Source organism: Allomuricauda sp. MMSF_3307, from assembly GCF_030733585.1.
In the GTDB taxonomy this organism is placed as follows: Bacteria; Bacteroidota; Bacteroidia; order Flavobacteriales; family Flavobacteriaceae; genus Flagellimonas.
Map to the genome: position 1 here is coordinate 246,468 of NZ_JASHIQ010000002.1, position 19,753 is coordinate 266,220.

A 19,753-nucleotide genomic window follows, 5' to 3' on the forward strand; every position below is an offset into this window, starting at 1 on the left:
AGAAAATTACTATCTAGAATATTAAGGTCCCAAATCTGAAGTATTCTTCCAAACAAGACTTAACCCTATGCTCCCACAAAAAACAAGGCATTTGCTATATGTCGTGTTGTTGGTGTTCATATCAATATTCGGTTCCACGGTATTAGCAAAAACAAACGTTACTCGGATACTTACCAAAATTGTTTCCAGTAACGCAGTGTCGGATACCCAAAACGAGATTCCCGAAGTTGCTGCAGAGGAATCTTTTACCGAAGACAATGAACTGCTCGCAACAGCTCCTATGTTCTCCACTATCATCAACGGTGCGAACGAGGAAGTGGTTTGTCCAAACGATGGAAGTACCTTGGCCAAGTTCTTCCTTTGCGGAACCAGTGATGTTCGGACGCTTACCCTAAGTCAATCTGGAAGTTCCTACCAATGGCAGCGATTGGACCCCAATAGTTGTGCCCCTACCGTAGTGGACGATTGTCCCACCATCAACAACGCCTGTACTTGGAACACCGTGGGAACGGGTTCCACTTTTAATTTGGCGGCAGCGGGCGAATATAGGGTACGGGTCAACTCTGGACAGTACTACTACTTTAAATCCACCCTTAACCCACTTAACCCACAACTCATAAAAGAAGATATTATTTGTGGTAATCCCGGCAGGGTAGAGGTAACCAATGTCCCAGCAGGGTACGAATATAGTTTGAACAGTTCCGCAGGACCTTATCAAGATGATCCTTTCTTTGATATCACCGCCTCTGGCGATTATCGAGTTTTTGTACGATTAAAAAATGTGTCCCAAACTGCATGTGTATTCCCGTCCAATTTGGTCACCGTAGGTGATTTGGATATCAATGTGGACGTTACCGCCAATGATATTTTGTGTAGTGGAGAATTGGGTAGTATTGATGTTGCGGTATCTGGGGTTCCTGGTTTTTACACTTATCGGCTTATAAAAAATGGAGTATCGGTGGATACATTCGGACCCAATGGTGCTGATTCGTATTCTTTTGACAATGTAAGTCCAGGTACTTATTCTATTCGTGTTGAAACCAATTCCTGTTCCGAAACCATCACTACCGACGTTGATGGGGACCCTATCGTTATCGGTGGGGGTATCAGCCCATTGGCGGTTTCGGCAACGGCATCCGATAGTTTTGGTTGTGGGGCAACATCCGTTAATGTCAATGTGACCACAAGTGGGGGAACAGCACCCTATCGATTCAGTGTGGATGGAGGTCCATTCGGTTCCACCTATTCCAGTACTTCCTCTTTTTCTGTAAGCTCGGCTGGCACTTACAATATTTTGGTGGAGGACGCCAATGGATGTCAACGTACCGCAGCTGTGGATGTGGAGAATATCCCGCCTCCCGTGTTCAGTTTTACCGAGGAGGATGCCAATTGTGGCGGCGCCAACGATGGTAGGATTACCGTGAATGTGACCAATGGATATGGATACGAAATTCAGTATAGTGTCAATAATGGGGCAACCTTTCAGATAAGCAATACCTTTTCCAACCTGGCCCCAGGCAATTATGATGTGGTACTTCGCTATGAGCAGGACTCTTTTACGTGTACCACAACACCTCAAGCAGCGACCATAGGCACTCCGTCGACGATTACCGCAACCGCCACACCGGACGCTGTTCCAACATGCGGTGATGAAAATGGTGGTCAGATTACCATCTCGGGGGTCTCTGGAGGAACCGCACCTTATGAATACAGCGTAGGAGCCGGCTTTAGCAGCAACCCTGTGTTCCCGAGCCTTGGTGTTGGAACCTACACTCCCATGATTCGGGATGCCAATGGATGTGTGCAAGCACTTCCCGATATCGTGTTCAATACCCTGAACAAGCCTACCAACTTGGATTTTAGTATTTCAAGCTTGGATTGTATCACGACCACAGCATCTTTGGATTTGACCGTTACCGGTGGTTCTGGAACATATACCTATGAGATTATCGCTCCAGCGACGAGTGCCGTAAACAATGGAAGCAATAATACGTTTACAGGTTTGGGCCTGGGAACCTATACCTTTAGGGTTACCGATAGCGAAGGATGTTCCTATGATGAAAACTATGCCATTACGGATATCAGTTCCATTGGTGTTCAAGGGCAGCAGACCCGAGTAGTGACCTGCGTTGGGGATTCCGATGGAGAGGGACGCTTTTTGGTGGACGGTTTCAATACCACCTATAGCTACAGTATTGATGGTGGGCCCGTTTCCACAGGACAAAACAACAGCATCATTCCGTTGACAGGTTTGGCGGCAGGAAGCTATGTGATTTCCGTAACTGACGAGGAAACCAATTGCACGGATACTGCTACCTTGGTGATTGAAGAACCGTCCACCGCATTCGCTATTTCCAGTCTTGATGTAACCGCAATGAGCTGTCAAAATGGAAATACGGGAGCCGTTCGCATCAATACTGTTGGTGGTTGGGGCGGTAACCGATATACTTTGACCCAGCCAGATGGTTCTACCCGTGGTCCCAAAAATGGAAGTACTTTTTCCAACCTTTCACAAGATGGCACCTATCAAGTGAGTGTTACCGATGCCAACGGATGTACCGTTACCGATAGCTTTACCTTGACCCGACTGGATGCGCCAACCTTAACTTTGGATGCTGCAGCATCCGATTTTTGCTATGACAACTTTACGGCGGCCACCCTCTCGGTAAATGCTACAGGAGGCTTGGCACCATATCGCTACCGTATCAACGGAGGAGTTTTGGGTGCAACTGCCAGCTTTAACGGTCTCACCCCTGGTACCTACACCATTGAGGTAGTGGATGCCAATGATTGTAGGGATACCGTAACAGCGACCATCGAGCCACAGGTAATGGCCAATGCGACCACCATTCAAGAATTGGATTGTGCAGGCCCTCCCGGACAGATTCAGGTGAACATCAGTAATGGTTATACCTCTTCGGGCGATTATGATATTTACGAAGTAAGTATTAACGGAGCACCATACACTTCGGACAACAACAATATTTCTGGAAACTCTTTTGTGTACAGTATCCCGAATGATGGCTCCATCATCTCCGATACCACCTTCCAGTTTATGATTACGGATGCGAGAGGTTGTACCACCGAAACCAACACCGTGACCATTTCCCCACCTGAAACCATAGCAGGTACCGCTGTGGCAACCGACACCCAATGTGGTGACAATGCCAGTGGTGTAGTGGAGCTGATTCCCGATACCACCCAAGGGATACCCCCTTACGAGTTCAGTAATGATAATGGTGCGACATTTAGCACACAAAATATATTCTCAGGCTACGGAGCGGGAACCCATGGTGGTTTTGTTATCCGTGATAGCCGAGGCTGTGTGAGTCCGGCCTATTCGGTAACCATAGGTTCCAGTGCCCCATTGGACGCAACCGCTACCCCAACGGATGCCGTTTGTTCCGCCGGAGCGGTGAACGGTTCCATTTTGGCCACAATCAATAATGGCGTAGCTCCATTCGATTATGTATTGGTGGATGAGTTTGGCGGTACGGTGGCAGCATCAACAGGAACTGCCAGTACCACCGTAAACTTTCCGAATTTGCCATTGGGCAATTACACCCTTATCACCACCGATGCACAAGGTTGTGAAGACCGTGACCCTGTTGTCATTGACCAAAATCAGTTGGACCTGATTCCTTTGGATCCTGACCCTGCCATTTGTTCAGATACCTCGTTTCCCTATCGGGTTAGAGCTACGGGTGGAACGGCGCCTTACGAATTTAGATTGGTGGGAGAACCCACATTCAATCCCGCGACATCTGGGGGCGACACCTATGATTTTACAGGTCAGGTAGTCCCGGGCGTCACCTATTTTGTTGAGGTACGGGATGCTTTGGGATGTACCTATATCGAAGAAATTGACCCGATTGGACCAAGTAATCCGGTCGCGGTAACAGCAACATCCTTGTCGGCTTCCTGTAATGTGGCCGGCAGTGGCTCCATTGACTATGAGGTGGCTGGTATTTCGGCACCAGGTAATTTTACCATTACCGTTCAAAATACGGATACGGGCGCCAATGTATCCAGCAGTTCGTTTACTGGGGAAACCATTCCCTACAACGGAACCATCAACGGATTGGCTCCTGGCAATTATCAAATCATTGTCCGCGACGACACCAATGGATGTAGTGGCAGCACTTTGGCCTTTATCGATATCAGTTCGGTATCCATTGCCATTGACAATTTTGTGGAGGCTACCTGTAATGTTGGCGCATTGGTAACGGTTAGAGGTTTTGGAACCACCGGTCCTTACAATTATGCCTACGTGCCCACGGGAGATCCCGCGCCTACCACATTTGCTTCGGAAACCACCTTTGAGATTCCCGGACCATACCCTGCGGATTACGACTTTTATGTTCAGGATGCAAACGGATGTACCGCGCTGACCACTTTAACGGTCACCCAAGAAGCTGGTGTGCCAGACCCTGTAATCGACGTGGTTAATCAGTGTACTGCGACCAGTGGATATCAAATTGATATTGTATCTCCATTGTCTACAGGTTCCGGTCTACCAGAAGAAACCTTCCAGTACGATATCGGAAGTGGTTTTCAGACGGGAACTACTTTTATCGTACCCAATCCTGGAAGCTATGTCATCACCGTTAGGGACGGAAACGGTTGTACCAATACCGTTACGGCCGAGGTGTTTGATTTCTTTGCAATCTCTGCGGATGCTACTTCATATCCTACCTGTAATGCAGGGGACGGGGAAATTACGGTGAACACCACTGGAGGTAGCGGTAACTTCGAATACCAGTTGAGGGATGCAGGCACCTTGGCCAATATTGGCCCGGCCCAATCCACCAATGTGTTTACCAATGTGATGCCCGGAGATTATAATATTTTGGTAACCGATTTGGATTCCAACACCTCTCCTTTGTGTTCGGATGAAGCGGAAGTAATTGTTTCCACAGTGGATACGCCAGTGATTTCAGCTACGCCAAGTAGCGATGTCACCTGTTTTGGAGCAGATGACGGAACCATTACGGTGGAACTCCAACCCGGAACCGATACCGATACACCCATCAACTATGTGCTGTATCAAGGGGCCACCGCCACTGTGATTGCGGGACCCCAAGGTTCTCCTGTATTTGATGACTTGCAACCTGGTACATATCAGGTAGAAGCTGTCTCCGACAGGGGATGTACGGATCGCTCTGGAAATATCATCATCGACGAGCCTACCGAACTGATGATCAATGCAGTAAACACAGAGTTTAGTTGTAATCCATCCAGTAATCAATTCAGTACGGCCACCATTACCATTTATACTGATGATAATGGAGACGGAACAGGAACACCAACTGGTTCAGGTTCCTATACCTATAGCATGAACGATGGAACGCCACAATTTGATGGAACCAACTTCCAGACGAGCAATACTTTCGAGGTGATTGACAATGGAACCAATCAGTCGATAATCTTAACGGCTCGCGATCAAAATGGTTGTGAGCAAACAGCAACGGTAAACATCAATACCCCTACCGATATAACATTTAGCTACAATGTCAATCAAATTACATGTGATGCATCCGGCAGTGGAGTGACCCCAGGTTCAATTGATATCATCATCAATGAAGGTCCAGGGAATTACGAGGTGGAAATTCTGCCCTTGGGTTCAGAGCCTGCTCGCAGCTCTGGTGGAAGCGACAGGGTAACATGGGATATTGCAACCCCAGGGGATTACATTTTTGCGGTGACCGATATTGGCAGCGGCGGTTGTACCTACTTAACGACCACCATCAATATGCCGGAATACAACACAATTGATGCCGTGATTGCCGAGTTGGAACCCGTCACCTGCTTCAACGGTAACGATGGTGTCATCAGTTTGGACATTTCCAACTACTCTGGTGTTTACAATTATGAAGTCTTTTCAAGGGATAACGCTGGCGTTGAAACATCTACCGGTGTAACAGGGACCTTCGATACCAATGCACCTATCAATTCTCCTGAGCGTATTGAAAATGTTCCAGCGGGTAATTTGGTGGTCCGAATCGAAGCTTTGGATTCGCCGTTTTGCGATGCAGTGAGCAATGTAACAACGGTACGTTCACCCGATCGTCCTCTTACCGTGGACGCGGTGCAAACTTCTCCAGTGACCTGTAACGTTCCCGGTTTTGGTGAGATTACAGCATCGGGCGATGGTGGATGGGGCACCTACGAGTACCAGTTGGTAGCTTCGGACGGCACCATTCTGGTAGATTATCCGAATACCAACCCCGTATTTGAGAATCTTTCCACCGACACCTATACGGTAAACGTTCGGGATTTGAGAGGCTGCGAGGCTACCATGGATATTGATTTGCCTTTGCCTACGCCAATTTCCGCAGATATTCAAGTGGTAAGCCCACTTGCATGTAACAATGATAATGATGCGGTAATCGAAGCCTATAATGAAGCAGGCGGACAAGGTCCTGGCAATTACCTGTACCAGTTGAACAGAATTACGGATGGCACCAACAGTGGATTGCAGACCACCCCAAGGTTTGCCAATTTATCTGCAGGAGAATACACCATCACCATTTTTGATGGCTGGAACTGTAGCTTTACCACCATTCCAATAGAGGTGCAAGATCCAGAGATTGTGATAGCAGAACTTGTAGAGCTGCAACCTCCAGGTTGTGGGGATTTGGGCCGTATGGAACTTACGGTGACCAACCCGGAACCAGGTGTGGATTATTTCTACCGAAGAGCGGGTACCACCGATCCTTTTATCCCCTTTGGTACAGGAATGACCAGTGTAGAGATTGCAGCCGATATTACCGTAGATCCAGGACCCTTCCAATACGATGTACAAAACTCCAATGGTTGTCCGTTTGAGAAATCCAACCAGATTTCGCTAGATCCCGCAGCACCTTTGGTGATTGCTTTGGATTTGACCAACGCCACCATTAATTGTGCGGGTGAGGCGACGGGAATCATACGTTCAGAAGCCTTTGGAGGCATAGGTAACTATGTCTATACCTTGGTCAACTCGAATACAGTGCCACCAACCGCGGCATCGATTGTTCGTCCGGCCCAAAGCTCAGGTATTTTTAGGGAGTTGAACCCTGGTACTTATTACGTATATGCACAAAGTGGCGGATGTGAGGCCATATCGGACCCAATTGTGATAGAGCCCAAAGACCCATTGGTATTGGATTATTTGGAAGCGGTTCCCGTGCAATGTGCCGGTGATATGAACGGACAGATTATCATTGAAGCCAGTGGTGGAACAGGGCAGATCAGATATTCGATTTCCGATACCCTGAGCGAGTTTTTTGAAGGCGACGACCCGAACAATCCGAACAGAAAAACATTTAATGATTTGGCCCCAAGAACGTATGATATTATTATTCAGGATGATTTGGGCTGTACCATTACCAGAACAGTGGAAATTACCCAACCGATGGAATTGGTAGCGGGTGTAGTGGACACCACCCCCGAAACCTGTTTGGGAGATGGGGATGGAAGCATGACCTTGCAAGTAACCGGTGGAACAGCACCCTACTATACGAGTGTTAATTCTGCCGATGACGCTGATTTTGTTCAGAACGACAGCCTATTCTTCGATAATCTCCAAGGAGGTGAAACCTACGTAGTATTTGTGCGTGATGCCAATGGATGCCAAACCAATGTGGTGGCAGAAATCGGGGTGGGTGTGGATATTGTCGCTGAACCCGTGGTAGAGTACGGTTGTGAAGGGATTTTCCCAAACAGTACGGTTACGGTAAACATTGCAGATGGTTCCCAATTGCCGGATCTCCTGTTTGCGTTGGATGTAGAAGATATTCAACAAGCAACGACCCAAAGAACTTTTGGGGATTTGCCAGCAGGTATGCATACGGTCTATATTTATCACGCCAATGGATGCGTCACCTTTGTCGAATTTGAAATAGAGGCCTACGAACCCTTGACCTTGGAAGCGACCAAGACGGGTCCGGATGAGATTACAGCTATAGCAACAGGAGGGTTTGGAGATTACGAATACTTCTTCCAAGGGGAATCTTTTGGAGAAGTGAATACCTTCAATGTAACCCAGGACTCCAATATCAGTATTCGGGTTCGCGACCGAAATGGATGTGAGGCCACCTTGGTTATGCCGTTCAATTTTGAAGGCATGCCCGAAATGCCAAATTTCTTCACACCCGATGGGGATAACCTGAACGACTTCTGGTATCCGGAGAACAGGGAGTACTTCCCCTTTATCGACGTGATCATTTATGATCGGTATGGTAGGGTAGTGGCCCGACTTGATCAGGTGAAGAAATGGGACGGAAACTATGATGGTAAACCATTGCCTACGGGAGATTATTGGTACGTGGTAAATGCCAACGATAGTGAGAACCAGCAATTTGTGGGACACTTTACCTTATACCGGGAATAGGATGAAAAAGATTTTCAGTCACAAGGCCTAAATATCACCAAAATTTTTATTTTTGCAGTCCCTTTTCGGGATGTGGCCCATCGGCTACGCTCAGGATAAACTCCGTCTGGTACCCATACTGCTTTGCAGTTGGGCGGAATTTAAATTTGGGTTTTATTTTTTGAAATTTTATCAGCATTAAGCTGATTTCGGGATGTGGCCCTTCGGCTGCGCTCAGGATAAACTCCGTCTGGTACCCAGACTGCTTTGCAGTTGGGCGGAATTGAAATTTGGGATTTGTTTTTTGAAATTTTATCAGCATTAAGCTGATATCGGGATGTGGCCCATCGGCTACGCTCAGGATAAACTCCGTCTGGTACCCAGACTGCTTTGCAGTCGGGCGGAATTTAAATTTGGGTTTTATTTTTTGAAATTTTATCAGCATTAAGCTGATTTCGGGATGTGGCGCAGTCTGGTAGCGTACACGCATGGGGTGCGTGTGGTCGCTGGTTCGAATCCAGTCATCCCGACGAACCATGGTTTTATGACACTAAGTAAAACCTTAATTAATTGAAAACCAGAAAATTAATTTTTTCTGGTTTTTTTTATTTCCATCTGAAACCATCGATGAGGATGTCCTATAGAGTGTCCTATTTTTGTCGGGAAAAATTCCCTAAATTGTACTTCCGTAATTGATTTTTCGTGTGATTTGACTTTCGCTTAATCCAAAGTTTAACTTAAAGCGAGAACACATGAATACCTCTAACGCCTTCAGTATCAGTTTTTGGCTGAAAAAATCAGGAAGAAAAAAAGATGGACGTTTTCCAATTTATGTCCGAATCAGATGTAAAGGAAAAAATGCAGATCTCAGTGTCCATCGATCAACTTTTGAAGAACGATGGTGTCCTATTTTGGGAAAAATGGACCATAGGGCCAGTGAATCCGTTGTTGTCAACAAATATTTGGACGACGTCCGGGCAAAATTACTGGAATGCCATCGACAACTCTGTGCGGAGAGCAACTTTATAACGGCACAATCCATCAAGCTTAGATATCTGGGGAAGGACAAGGTGATGCTCACCCTATTGGACCTTTTGGAGTATAACCGAACCTATGAGTTGCCCAAACTGGCCAAAGGGACAGTCAAGAACTATTCTTCTACAGAGACCTACCTGAAACGTTTCATTGCCAAAAAATATCGGGTGCCCGATATTGGGTTGGCCTCCATTGACTATGCCTTTTTGATTGAATTTGAAAACTTCCTGCGGAACTGCGAACCCATCAAGTCGTTCCAAACATTGAACAACAATGGCATCATGAAACATATGCTACGGTTCAAGAAATTGGTGACCATGGCCTATAAATTTGATTGCATCCCCAAGAATCCCTTCAACCTCTATAAAGTGAAAATGGAGGATTATGACAGTGCTTTTCTGGAAGAGGAGGAAATCTTGGCACTGGGCCAATTGAAATTCGAGGAAAAGGGGATGGAACTGGTCCGCGATATTTTCCTTTTTGCATGCTATACTGGACTGAGCTACATTGAGATCAAACTTCTCAAACCCAACGGTATCGTATCCGGCATCGATGGGGAACTATGGATCGATGTAAAGCGCCAAAAGACCAAGACCGAAGTCAAGGTCCCCCTATTGACCAAAGCCAAGAAAATCTTGGAGAAGTATGCGGATTTTCCCAAAAATGAAGATATTGTTCTTCCTGTGTACTCAAATCAAAAGGTGAACCAATACCTAAAGATCATTGCACAAAGGGCAAATATTGATAAGCACCTAACGTTCCATGTGGCCAGACATACCTTTGCAACAACAATCACCCTTATGAACGACGTACCCATAGAGACCGTTTCCAAGCTCTTGGGGCATACCAAGCTTTCTACGACCCAAAAGTATGCAAGGGTGGTGGAAAAGAAAATCAGTAAGGACATGGCCCAATTGAAAAACATATTGGATGAGAGCAGCCATAAAATTCAAGATAACAGTGGGGTTCCCAATTTGAGAATTGTACGGTAGAGCTGTAGGGGTATTGTTATTTCTATTTAGAATACCTTTCAGGAAAGCAGTTTTTGCTGATGAGCGGGTTGTTTTATGCGCAATATCGAATGCAGTTCGACTTCAACAGATAAGACAGGACACTTAGTTTCAAGGGGTCAAAAGTCAGCTGTCGCGGAAAGGGACTCTACTTCAACGCTACTTTAACATTTGAGTCCTGTTTCTGGGCTATTTGAGAACAATTGGAATCAAAATGAACTAGGCTGAATTAAACCTATCTCTCAAGCCGGTTAGCTTGTTGATTAAATCTTTAAAGCTTTCCGTTTTACCATAGAACATGCTCTCTTTCATCTCCGCATAATCTTCTTCCCATTCTGCCATAACTTCTTCAGGTGGAATGAAATTCAAAGTTTTATAACCATGCTTTGAATAATCGATCCAAGATATTCGTGCATATACTTCTCGGTGTGCCACAATTTTGTCGTACAATGCTTTGTCCTTTATTGCCGATTCCCCAAATCCTGTATCCATCATTCTGGATACATCATATAAATGCCTTGTCATTCGATGACCTCTTATTGGTCCCCGTTCTTTTGGTTTCTGAAATTCCTCATGCAATAGGAACAGTTTTTCCAAAAATGTGCGTTGAGGCAAAACTGTGGGTATATAAACGGCTTTATCAGCAAAGGATAGGCCTTTGTACATTTCCCCAATAAACGATATAACCTCTCTATTTTCAAAGGGTCCCCGAAGTGACCTGGAGCTTATTTCAACCAGTATTCTGGGTTCTAAATAGGGAACCTTGTCGACCAATGACTTATAGCGGATTTCAATGGCCAAGGGATCAGTATCTGATTCTTCAAAATCGCGGACATGGATGGTAAAATCCTTGATGCCCATTTCATGAAGCTTATCCTCTAAATCTTGTGGCAGTATCTCGCTCACAAACTTGCATGATGCCTTTCTAAGTTTTTTAACCTGTTTTCGGGAAAGATCTCCCTCAAATTCAAAAAAGGATTTATCCATACCCAGATCTATGTCCTCCGAAAAGCGCTCAATAAGTCTCCATGCCTTGCTCAAGGATGTACCTCCTTTGAAAACCAGATGGTTTGAATATTTGGTTTCGAATAGGGTGCGAAGGACAGCGACCACCCACCAATCCTTTTCTATGGCCGCCTGTGGAAGGCCTTTTAAAATACTTGTTTGAACAATCACTTCTCTTCTGTCCTGTTCGGATAAATCAAACCATTCCTTCATGTCGGTTCCCTTTTTGATAGTGAATTTTGCATAATTTCAGAAATCCAAACAGGAGCTAGCTTCATATCATGAACTATTGATTCTCTATCAACCTTTTGGAGTATCATATTTATTTTCTCCAAGGTTTTGTCATCTATATTGTGTTTGCCCAATTGGCGCAGGGCTTGCATGATAAGAATATTGGTCTCACTCTTGACGGCTAGAATTTTAGGGGAAGCCTTTTTAAACTTTATTGTATTTTCCCCAACGGATATGGTACGGGAAGTTCCGTCCGTCAAGTAAACTAAATTCAAAGGTACCTGTGTGGAAAGCCCCAGTTGGTTGAGCGCCTGAATCCCAGTGGGAATAATTCTGGCCTTATCCCTTTTAGAGATTGCTTTGGCAATTTCTTCCAAAGACGGATATAACGTCCCAAGTAGCTTGTGTTCTTTGGGATATAGATAAATGCCTTGGGCCAATCGGATCAAAAAACCTTTGTCCTCTAACCTTTTCAATGCTTGCCTTATCGCTTCAGATGTACCGAATTTGGAAAAGTTTTTCGGGAAAAAAATTTTTCCACGCTTATGGTTCGAAATTGAATTTTTTATAAGTTTTTCAGTGGGTATGGGCATTTTGTAACTTATTTTTTGTCACAAATTTAGTAAAAAAATGTGACGAATAAATTTTTGGGGAGACAAGAGTGAAAATTACAAAAGATGGAGGGTGTAAACCTAGTGCTGTTGGTCTTGACCAACAGCACTAGGCAAATTTTCCACATGGTAAACATCGGTGTTCACAATTCACTCGAAATATCAAAATAGCTCATGAACACCGATGTTTACCATGTAGTGAAGTTAGTTTTTTCCAGGAAGAAAGTCAATGGGGTAGGGGCTTGGTCGACGGTGTGTTATAAACAAATTAATGAACAGTGTGCTCTTGGGCCAAAATTCTTAAACTTGTCTATATGCATGGTAAGGGCAACCATTGGGTTCCCAAGGAGCGCTTTTGAAACCATTATAAATCACATCAGGCACCAACGCTTGAATTTTGCCTTATAACTTTTATTTTCTTACCAATATTCCCGAAAGTTAAGCTCGCACTATTTTCTCGGACAAGGGACGGCATAAAACCGTTCCGATGGTCACTGTTTATTCCGTTTCCTTGCCACTCCAAAATTTTGTCTTCCGCTTGGTTTCCGCTCAAATATTGTTTAACCAAAAATCCAAAAAATCATGGAAGCACAAACAAAACAAAGAACGACAAGCAAAAGGAATGCGGACCAATCATCAAAAGCAAACCGACCCGCACCGCAGAAGGAACAGTACTCTGTTCCACAGATCCAGATGTTGGAAATCGGTTTGGTTTCGCCAGATCCGACACAACCCAGAAAAACCTTGGATGAACAAAGTCTCAATCATTTGGCACAGAGTATTGCCGAGCATGGTGTATTGCAGCCCATCACTGTGAGAAAATCTGATGACGGCTATATCATCATCATGGGTGAAAGGCGATTTCGAGCCAGTAAATTGGCAGGATTGTCTACTATTCCAGCCATGATAAGGGAATATACGGGCTCTGAAATTTTGGAAGTCCAGATCATCGAAAACCTCCAAAGGAAAGATGTGGAACCTACTGAGGAGGCCGAGGCCATCCAATTTTTGTTGGACCGTTACGAACCCGTTGAGATTGCCAAACGTCTCGGGCGTTCGGAGAACTTTATCCGCCAGCGTATCAAATTGGCCGGTTTAATCGAGGGATTCAAGGCCTTTGTCCGAAATGGGGAAATGACCTTGTCCTTGGGAGTCGCAGTGGCACTTTTTGAGCCCGGCGAACAACAGATGTTATTGGAAAGCCTGGAAGGGAAATTTCAGGAACATCGAATCAAACGGATGATCGAGAGCCGAACCTTTGACCTGACCAAGGCCAGCTTTGATGTGACAGATAAGACCTTATTGCCCAAAGCAGGGGCATGTGTTGCCTGCCCTTTCAACGCTGCCAACCAAGGCAACTTGTTCGGGGAAGGGAAGATGGTCTGTACCCGGACCTCCTGTTTTGAGAACAAAAAGACAAAGACCTTTTTGCAACTCCTGAAAAGAGTAAAAAAGGAAGGATTGAAACTGGTGCCCAACATCAACAAATATTGGGTGGACGAGGAACGCAACCAGTGGGTCATGGCCCAAATGGAAAAAGAAGGTCTAGAAGTACATTTGACCAATGAATTCGAAATTTTAAAGGAGCCTGTTGAGCCTACCATGAAAAGCATTAAAGAAGAGCACCGGCACTATGAATACACCGAGGAAGAATTGGCTGAATTCCTTGACGAAGCTTTGGAATCCTTCACCGAGGAAAAGGAGGCATGGGACAAGGCCGTGGAAAATGGATTTGAAAAGGGTATTCTACTGGAAACGGATACCTACTTGACACAGTCCATTTTTGTAAAGGTCAGGGAAGAAACCAATAATGGAAGTTCAGATGCCAAGTCCTTGGAGGAACGGAAGATGGCCGAATGTTCCCCAGAGGAACAGATCATCAAGATCAATGCACGGGAACTTAGGAAAAAACAGATCGAGAACAACCACCAGTTCAAGGAAGTGGTGGATATGATCCGGGAAACGGATTACATCAATAGGAACAAACCTTTGACCACGGATGAAATGGTGGCCATCTCCATCTCACTGTTCGAGAACAACATTGGATATTATAGTCAAAGGGAACATTTTGAGGGGTTCATTGGGGAGGATTCCAAATTGTCCCGAGAGGAGCTGGTGGCCCGGTTCAAACAAAACTTCAAGAAAGAGGCCTTCTATAAACTGATACGGTTTTTGTTGACCAGGCAGGTACACCTTGGGGAAAGCAACCATACCAATGACATGACCAACCAATCCTTCTATGTGGCGATGCTATCCTTTTACAAGGACAAGATCTCGGCCATTGAAGAAACCTATGTCGAAAGTCGGCAAAAGCGAGAAGCACGGATCAAGGAAAGGGTAGTTGCCCTGGAGCAGCAGGCCAAGGTATTCAAGGATTGATTTTTATCACTGGGGGTCTGGAAACAGGCCCCTCTTTTTTTATGGTCATCTATAGGAGATCGACACTTCTTCGTAATCCACTTTGTCTATGATACCCTGATAGTTGGAATCCACACTTCTACTATATAGATCCTTGGTGACGGGATAGGCTTCGAGATCACCTTCCCATAAATCGTCATCGATAAGATCTTGAACGTCGGATTCATTGTTGCCGTTATGTAACCAAGCATCTAAATTTTCATCATCTATGATCACGGGTCGCCTTTTCTTTTCATTGTGGATCTCTTCAAACATAGGGGTGGCATCCTTGGTGAGGACAGCAAAGGTCCTTCTTCCATCTGAGGTGTTTGTATAGATGCCTGCAAGATATAGCGGGTCACCGTTCTTTCTATGGAAGTAAAAGGGAACCTTAAAGTCCTTGCCCTTGACCTTCACCTTGGTATTATGCGGTTCAAAGAAACCGTCCACGGGAATGATGCAACGTTGGTCCTCCCAACAATACCGGTACACGAAGTGATCAAAAAGCTTTTCGGATCTGGCATTCAATCCCCCAAAGGTCTTGGGGTTCTTGAAATACTCCGTATAATTTTCCTGATTTTCCTTTGGGGGCATGATACCCCACATGGCAGGGAGCAAATTATTGGGCTCTTCCTGGCCCAAGGTCCACATCACGGGATGGCTCCATCCATTGGCGTGGAAATAGATCAGTTCCACATCAGTGTCAAGGTCACCGTACATGGCCTTGACGGAGAGCAATTTCTCCAGTTCCTTTCGTTCGCGGGTCTGTCTTGTCGAGTAACACATCTTGAGGTTGCATTAATGTAGCCATAAGTTAGGCAAAATTGTTAAAGTTTTGAAATGGATTATCACTTTTAGTAAATTTGGATATTTTCCAATAAATAGGAATAAATCCAATAAGTTTTATGAAACCCACCATTCTCCATCTCGATCTGGATACCTTCTTCGTCTCCTGTGAGCGGCTACTGGACAGTCGTCTGATGAAGCGGCCCCTTTTGGTCGGAGGGTTGGGGGACAGAGGGGTTGTGGCGGCCTGCAGCTATGAGACCCGGCGTTTTGGGGTGCACTCCGGCATGTCCATGAAAGTCGCCCGGAGGTTGTGTCCTGAGGCAACAGTCATCAAAGGTAATGCTGGGACCTATATGAAGTTTTCGGACAATGTGACCGAGATCATCAAGGAGAGCGTGCCGGTCTTTGAAAAGGCCAGTGTGGACGAGTTCTATGCCGACCTTTCGGGGATGGACCGCTTTTTTGGCTGCTATAAGTATGCCTCCGAAATGCGCCAACGGATTCTGAGGGAAACGGGGTTGCCCATTTCCTTTGGACTGTCCCAGAACAAGGTGGTCTCCAAAGTGGCCACAGGGGAGGCCAAGCCCAACAACCAGATGAAGATTGACCTTGGACTGGAAAAGGAGTTCTTGGCACCCCTGCACATCCGTAAACTGCCCTCGGTGGGGGAGAAGACCTATGGATTGTTGTCCAATATGGGGGTGACCACCATACAGACCGTACAGGAACTGCCCTTGGAAATGTTGGAAAGTGCCTTTGGCCTGCATGGACGGACCATCTGGATGCGGGCCCAAGGGCTGGATAATTCCCCCTTGGTCCCTTTTCATGAACGGAAGTCCATTTCCACGGAACGGACCTATGGGAAGGATACCACCGATATGGTCAAATTGGAGACTACCTTGTTCGCCATGGCGGAGAACCTGGCCTACCAACTCCGAAGGGCCAACAAGATGACGGGCTGTGTGAGTGTGAAGATCCGATATAGTGACTTTAAGACCTATACGAAGCAGAAACGGGTTCCCTATACCTCTGCGGACCATGTGTTGGTACCCTTGGTGAAGGAACTCTTTACCTCCCTTTATGACCGGAGGATGCTGATCCGACTTGTTGGGGTCAACTACAGTCATATCGTGGGAGGGCATTATCAGATAGACCTTTTTGCCGATGATGAAAAACTGCTCAACCTCTACCAGGCCATGGACCGGGTACGGAACCGTTTTGGGGAATCCAGTCTGATGCGGGCCTCGGCCATGGGGGCACACAGTATTGGAAGGGGCGGAAACCCTTTTGACGGACAGCCTCCCATTTTATTGGCCCATAGACAGCAATAATGTACCTGAACTGTCATACATATTACTCTTTGAACTACGGGGTGCTCTCCGAAACAGAGCTCTTGGAGTTGGCCCGTTCCCATGGGGTGGAAACCTTGGCCCTGACCGACATCAACAATAGTTCGGCGGGCATGAACTTTGTGCGATTGGCCAACGAACAGGGGATACGTCCCATTTTGGGGATTGATTTTCGCAACGGTAACGTACAGGAGTTTGTGGGCCTGGCACAAAACAATGAGGGGTTTCGGGAAATCAATGCCTTTCTTTCTGAACATTTGCATAAGGGAACATCCATTCCCTCCGTGGCTCCAATATTTGAACATGTCCATGTCATCTATCCTTTCGAGAAGATACAGGAAGAGGAACGAACGGACTTCCGGGCTTATGAGTACATTGGGGTATCCGTGGAAGAGCTCCGGAAATTACGGTTCTCCAAGTATCGGGATTATACCGACAGATTGGTGTTGTTACAGCCCGTGAGCTTTCGTAGCAAAAAGGATTTCAATACCCATCGGTTACTTCGGGCCATAGGCTTGAACACACTATTGAGCAAACTCCCCCAGTCTGAGGAGGCCAGACCCACCGATACCCTTCGGCCCATGGAGGAATTGAAAAGGGCTTTGGCCGATGTTCCCCATATTTTGGAGAACACACAGCGGCTAATGGACTCCTGTACAATTGCCTTTGGGTTTGGAAGTGAACGGGTTTCCCAAAACCAGTCCCGTTTTTTAGCATCCAAGGCCATGGATGTGGAACGATTGCGGGAACTGGCCTTGGAAGGACTGCCCCGACGCTATGCCCATCCGACCAAAAAGGTCAGGGAACGTATGTTCCGAGAACTGCGTACCATCCAGGAGCTGGATTTTGTGTCCTACTTTTTGATCAACCATGATATCGTCTCATATGCCAAGTCCAAGGGTTATCCCTATGTGGGTAGGGGAAGTGGGGCCAACAGTCTGGTGGCCTACCTTATTGGGATCACCGATGTGGATCCCATTGAACTGGACCTCTATTTCGAACGGTTCATCAATCCCTTTCGAGCCTCGCCCCCGGATTTTGACATTGATTTCTCCACTTGGGACCGGGATGATGTCACGGCCTATATCTTCAAGCGTTTCGGACATGTGGCCCTATTGGGCACCTATAACACCTTTAAGTACCGGGCTGCCGTTCGGGAACTGGGCAAGGTGTTCGGCCTGCCCACCGAGGAAATCGATAAGCTTAGTTCGGGTCGGTACGAGCAGGGAGCCTTGGACGAACTGGCCCGATTGGTGCTCAAATACGCCACCTATATCCATGGGATGCCCAATTACATCAGTGTGCATTCCTCGGGCATCCTGATCCTGGACCGTTCTGAGCATTATTATTCGGCCACTACACTACCACCCAAAGGGTTCCCGACGGTACAGTTCGATATGGTCATTGCCGAGGATGTGGGCCTGTTCAAGTTTGATATTCTAGGGCAACGGGGATTGGCCAAGATCAAGGAGGCAGTGGAAGTCATCAAGTGCAACCAACCGGATGCCGTGCTTTGGGACATCAAGAGCGTGGAGGCGATGAAGCAGGATGTCAACATCAACCGACTGTTGAGCCAAGGGAGGGCCATTGGGGCCTATTATGTGGAATCCCCGGCCATGCGGGGTCTGATGAAGAAATTGCGGACCCATGACTATTTGGGACTGGTGGCGGCCAGCTCCGTGATCCGTCCCGGGGTGTCCTCCTCTGGAATGAAGGATGAATACATCCGAAGGGAACGTGAACCGGAACGACGCAAGGAAGCCAATCCCATCCTGTTGGAAATCATGCCGGAGACCCATGGCATCATGGTCTATCAGGAGGATGTGCTCAAAGTGGCACACCTCTTTGCAGGATTGGACCTTGGGGAAGCCGATGTCCTGAGACGGGGGATGAGCGGAAAATTCCGTTCCCGGGAAGAGTTCCAGGCGGTCAGGTTGAAGTTTTTTGAAAACTGCAAGCAAAGGGGTCACGATGCTGCCCTGACCCAAATGGTCTGGGAACAGATCGAGAGTTTTGCGGGCTATGCCTTTGCCAAGGGACATTCGGCTTCCTATGCCGTGGAGAGCTACCAGAGCCTATATCTGAAATGCTACTTCCCTCTGGAGTTTATGGTGGCTGTGCTCAACAATGGGGGAGGGTTCTATGATACGGAACTCTATGTCCATGAGGCTAAAATGTGGGGAGGAATTATCCATCCGCCCTGTATCAACCGCAGTGACCATGTCAATGCTATCTATGGGAAACACATCTATTTGGGACTGGGACAACTTCGGAGTTTGGAACGTTTGGTCATCCAACGCATCCTCAACGAAAGGCAACTCCATGGCAAATTCCGGGATTTTGATGATTTTATCGACCGTATCCCCATTGCCCTTGAACAGTTGACCATCTTGGTGCGTATCGATGCCTTTCGTGTCTTTGGAGTGCCCAAGAAACAACTGCTTTGGCAGGCCGTGTTCAAGACCAAGGCCCATCGAAAGGAAACTGTCCAGAAACAGCTGTTTAAACCCAATCACAGGCATTTTACATTGCCGAATTTACCTTCCCATCCCAATGAGGATGCCTATGACCAAATGGAACTCTTGGGCTTTCCGTTATGTGGATATTACGAACTCATGGATGGCAAGGTAAGGAGCCGATTGACCGCCAGTGATTTTGGGGCCCAAGTCAATCAAAAGATTTGGATCTATGGTTCCCTGGTACATACCCGTTTGAACACCACGTCCAAAGGGGACACCATGCGCTTTACCACCATGCTCGATCTGGAAGGCCACTTTTTTGATTGTGTACACTTCCCCCAAACGATGGCATCCACTCCCATTCACGGAAAGGGCATCTATTTATGCCACGGAACTGTGACCGAGGAGTTCGGACATTACAGTCTGGAGGTGATCTCGACCCTCAAACAGCCCTTGAAACCTGACCCAAGGCAGGTAGGTACGGGTGCACTGATGGCCAAATAATGGGGTGTAG

General features: G+C 46.6%; 9 protein-coding genes and 1 tRNA gene. 6 read left to right on the forward strand and 4 right to left on the reverse strand.

The window, feature by feature from the left end; translation table 11 throughout:
• Positions 1–67: 67 nt before the first annotated feature.
• Positions 68–8,374, forward strand: a complete 8,307-nt coding sequence (locus RBB12_RS05535; protein ID WP_306013284.1) for a T9SS type B sorting domain-containing protein — start codon at positions 68–70, stop codon at positions 8,372–8,374.
• Positions 8,375–8,420: 46 nt separating this feature from the next.
• On the opposite strand, the gene RBB12_RS05540 is transcribed toward RBB12_RS05535, so the two are convergent.
• Positions 8,421–8,843, reverse strand: coding sequence for a hypothetical protein (locus RBB12_RS05540; RefSeq protein ID WP_306013283.1), 423 nt, complete (start codon positions 8,841–8,843; stop codon positions 8,421–8,423).
• Between RBB12_RS05540 and RBB12_RS05545 the strand changes: the two genes are divergently transcribed.
• Both RBB12_RS05545 and RBB12_RS05550 read left to right on the forward strand, forming a co-directional pair.
• Positions 8,810–8,883: transfer RNA gene (locus RBB12_RS05545), tRNA-Pro, on the forward strand. The genes RBB12_RS05540 and RBB12_RS05545 overlap by 34 nt on opposite strands.
• A 222-nt stretch (positions 8,884–9,105) precedes the next feature.
• Entirely contained in the window at positions 9,106–10,380 is a 1,275-nt protein-coding gene (locus RBB12_RS05550) for a site-specific integrase (RefSeq protein WP_067036128.1), read from the forward strand.
• Between the two features lie 237 nt (positions 10,381–10,617).
• Here RBB12_RS05550 and RBB12_RS05555 read toward each other — a convergent pair whose 3' ends face one another.
• Positions 10,618–11,616 carry a nucleotidyl transferase AbiEii/AbiGii toxin family protein gene (locus RBB12_RS05555; protein ID WP_090294737.1) on the reverse strand — a complete coding sequence of 333 codons (999 nt, stop codon included), beginning with the start codon at positions 11,614–11,616 and terminating at the stop codon, positions 10,618–10,620.
• Positions 11,613–12,227 carry a DUF6088 family protein gene (locus RBB12_RS05560; protein ID WP_067036133.1) on the reverse strand — a complete coding sequence of 205 codons (615 nt, stop codon included), beginning with the start codon at positions 12,225–12,227 and terminating at the stop codon, positions 11,613–11,615. Before RBB12_RS05560 ends, RBB12_RS05555 begins: the two co-directional genes overlap by 4 nt.
• Before the next feature lie 600 nt (positions 12,228–12,827).
• Here RBB12_RS05560 and RBB12_RS05565 point away from each other — a divergent pair.
• Entirely contained in the window at positions 12,828–14,624 is a 1,797-nt protein-coding gene (locus RBB12_RS05565; protein ID WP_225604894.1) for a ParB/RepB/Spo0J family partition protein, read from the forward strand.
• A 45-nt stretch (positions 14,625–14,669) separates the two neighbouring features.
• Here the strand turns inward: RBB12_RS05565 and RBB12_RS05570 are convergent, their stop codons facing one another.
• Positions 14,670–15,428, reverse strand: a complete 759-nt coding sequence (locus RBB12_RS05570; protein WP_225604893.1) for an SOS response-associated peptidase — start codon at positions 15,426–15,428, stop codon at positions 14,670–14,672.
• A 119-nt stretch (positions 15,429–15,547) separates the two neighbouring features.
• On the opposite strand from RBB12_RS05570, the gene dinB reads away from it, so the two are divergent.
• A complete protein-coding gene (gene dinB, locus RBB12_RS05575) occupies positions 15,548–16,762 on the forward strand; it encodes a DNA polymerase IV (RefSeq protein WP_220114596.1) in 1,215 nt (404 codons plus the stop codon).
• Entirely contained in the window at positions 16,762–19,743 is a 2,982-nt protein-coding gene (locus RBB12_RS05580) for a DNA polymerase III subunit alpha (protein WP_288933036.1), read from the forward strand. The genes dinB and RBB12_RS05580 overlap by 1 nt, the downstream gene beginning before the upstream one ends.
• Positions 19,744–19,753: the final 10 nt, after the last annotated feature.

Excerpts from the sequence above, each read along its gene's own strand:
- RBB12_RS05535 (WP_306013284.1), top strand. The coding sequence starts at position 68 with ATGCTCCCACAAAAAACAAGGCATTTGCTATATGTCGTGTTGTTGGTG.
- RBB12_RS05540 (WP_306013283.1), bottom strand. The coding sequence starts at position 8,843 with ATGCGTGTACGCTACCAGACTGCGCCACATCCCGAAATCAGCTTAATG.
- RBB12_RS05550 (WP_067036128.1), top strand. The coding sequence starts at position 9,106 with ATGAATACCTCTAACGCCTTCAGTATCAGTTTTTGGCTGAAAAAATCA.
- RBB12_RS05555 (WP_090294737.1), bottom strand. The coding sequence starts at position 11,616 with ATGAAGGAATGGTTTGATTTATCCGAACAGGACAGAAGAGAAGTGATT.
- RBB12_RS05560 (WP_067036133.1), bottom strand. The coding sequence starts at position 12,227 with ATGCCCATACCCACTGAAAAACTTATAAAAAATTCAATTTCGAACCAT.
- RBB12_RS05565 (WP_225604894.1), top strand. The coding sequence starts at position 12,828 with ATGGAAGCACAAACAAAACAAAGAACGACAAGCAAAAGGAATGCGGAC.
- RBB12_RS05570 (WP_225604893.1), bottom strand. The coding sequence starts at position 15,428 with ATGTGTTACTCGACAAGACAGACCCGCGAACGAAAGGAACTGGAGAAA.
- dinB (WP_220114596.1), top strand. The coding sequence starts at position 15,548 with ATGAAACCCACCATTCTCCATCTCGATCTGGATACCTTCTTCGTCTCC.
- RBB12_RS05580 (WP_288933036.1), top strand. The coding sequence starts at position 16,762 with ATGTACCTGAACTGTCATACATATTACTCTTTGAACTACGGGGTGCTC.